Below are 1,776 nucleotides of genomic sequence, written 5' to 3'. Positions count from 1 at the left end.
GCGCTCTACCGCTCCACGCATTCCGCCTACATGCGTCATGTTCTGGTCTTGCCGTATTGGAGTGAATCCCACTTTTCCACTGCCCACGGTGGCAAGGTAGCCCTGCATGGCCAGGCGGCTGGTGATGCCGTAGCCATAGGAATAACCCAAATGAATAAAGGTTTTTCCACCAGGCAGTGGAACCGCCTGCAGTTCGATTCGGTAATTGCTGGTTCCCAGCGGACCTTTGTCGGCGTTGAGTTGGGCACCCAGATAGTCGGAAGAGCTGGCAACCAGCCGATAGTTGAATTGCAACACGAATGCGTCTTCCAGCTRCTGGGCGGTTTTTTTGCCGATGTTCATTTTCAGAGTGCTGGGGCTGCTGTCCGAACTGGCGTGGCAGTATTTGGTGTTGATGTGGAGCATCAGCATTTCGCACCAGCGATTGGGACTTTTGAACGTGGCGCTAACCGTATTGAAAGGGGAATTCAGTACAGCGTATGCACTTCCACTGACCGTGTTGGTACCTTCTGAAGACTCCAGAAAAAGCGGCCTGTGGTAGGCGTTCTGCGCTAGCTGCCCTGCCAATGCCATGTGCTTTTCCAGCAGGGCTGCGGCGTGGGGTTCCGCCGAAACAGCGGGAGCTTGCTGTGCTTGCGCGGCAGCCGGCAGCAGGTATGTGCCCAATGCCAGGCAACAGGTGACCACGAGGGTTTGAATGTTGCTCATGGTCTCAGTGTGCCAGTGAAAAACAGGCAATTGGGCCATACGCTCCATCGTCCTACATTTATCGCCGAAAGAAGGAGGAAGGGAGGGAACGGGAGCCCAAAAGGATTTGGTCAGGCTTGTACCGCCTCGGCCAGCCTGTCCGGCGTTGTTGGGGATGTTTCAAATAGCAGCGCGATCCGATTTTCCGTACGGGTCAGGCGCACGGCTTCCCGCAGCGCCAATGCTTCCAGGTCATGCCATTCAAGTTGCCGATACGACGACTTCTCAGGCACCCGCGCAGGCGTGGACGCATTCGGCTCATTCAATGAAGCCTGAACGGAAAAGAAACCATCGGTGAATTCAGTTTCCATGAGCAGTGCCCTGGGTCCGGTGGCCGTGTCGGTCAGGGTAATGATCGCGGCCGTTAACACATTGCGCAGCGCCGACTGGGACAGCTCGACATCGGCCTGGCTGGTGTTGTCGACAATGGAAATGCCCTTGAACGAGAGCTGGGTTGCCACCATGCCCAGACACTCCGCAATGCCTTTTCCGGCTTTGACTGACTTGTTTTCCCGAGGGGCAAGCCAGCCCATCAACTCAACACAGGATGCACCCGCCTCTTTGGACAACGTCACGATGTCGCGTGCATTTCGCAGCAGCGTTTCCGGATCTGTGTCTGCTTTTTGGAGTCGCCTTTCCAGCATGGCCGCAACCATGGCAATCGGCTGCAGCGTTCCCGCCATATTGTGACGGATCACAGGCGCGAGCCGCCGCAAGAGTGCGTATTGCGCCGCCTCCGTCACGCATCTTTCCAATGCCGTTTCCTGGATTGATGTGCTGTGGAATTGAACATTCATGGTGATGGTGCCGTCGAAAATGCTCCAGAAAACTGCAGGGTTGGCTGCAGGGCCGCGCCGTTTTTTGAATACATCTTGCTGCGATATTTTCAAGGCGTAACTTCAAAATATACAGCGTTAGAAGGGAGTGGTATGTAAGCCAAAACCTACAGATGAAAGGTTGTGACAGGCATGCTGCAAATTGCCGCGCCCTTCGGTAAATAGTGAGGGCTTTGTGTTGTCATTCTGAATG

2 protein-coding genes are annotated in these 1,776 nt (G+C 55.2%); both read right to left on the bottom strand.

The window, feature by feature from the left end; all coding sequences use genetic code 11:
* Positions 1-708: hypothetical protein (locus tag AC1D1X_RS22275; RefSeq protein ID WP_477699217.1), on the bottom strand; the 708-nt coding region annotated here is incomplete at its 3' end.
* A gap of 110 nt (positions 709-818) precedes the next feature.
* Positions 819-1,637, bottom strand: coding sequence for a hypothetical protein (locus AC1D1X_RS22270; RefSeq protein WP_477671630.1), 819 nt, complete (start codon positions 1,635-1,637; stop codon positions 819-821).
* Positions 1,638-1,776: the final 139 nt, after the last annotated feature.

It is taken from the genome of Polaromonas sp. P1_G4, from assembly GCF_056405475.1.
The sequence above is the reverse complement of the archived record's forward strand: the minus strand, read 5'-3'. Positions and strand labels throughout refer to the sequence as shown.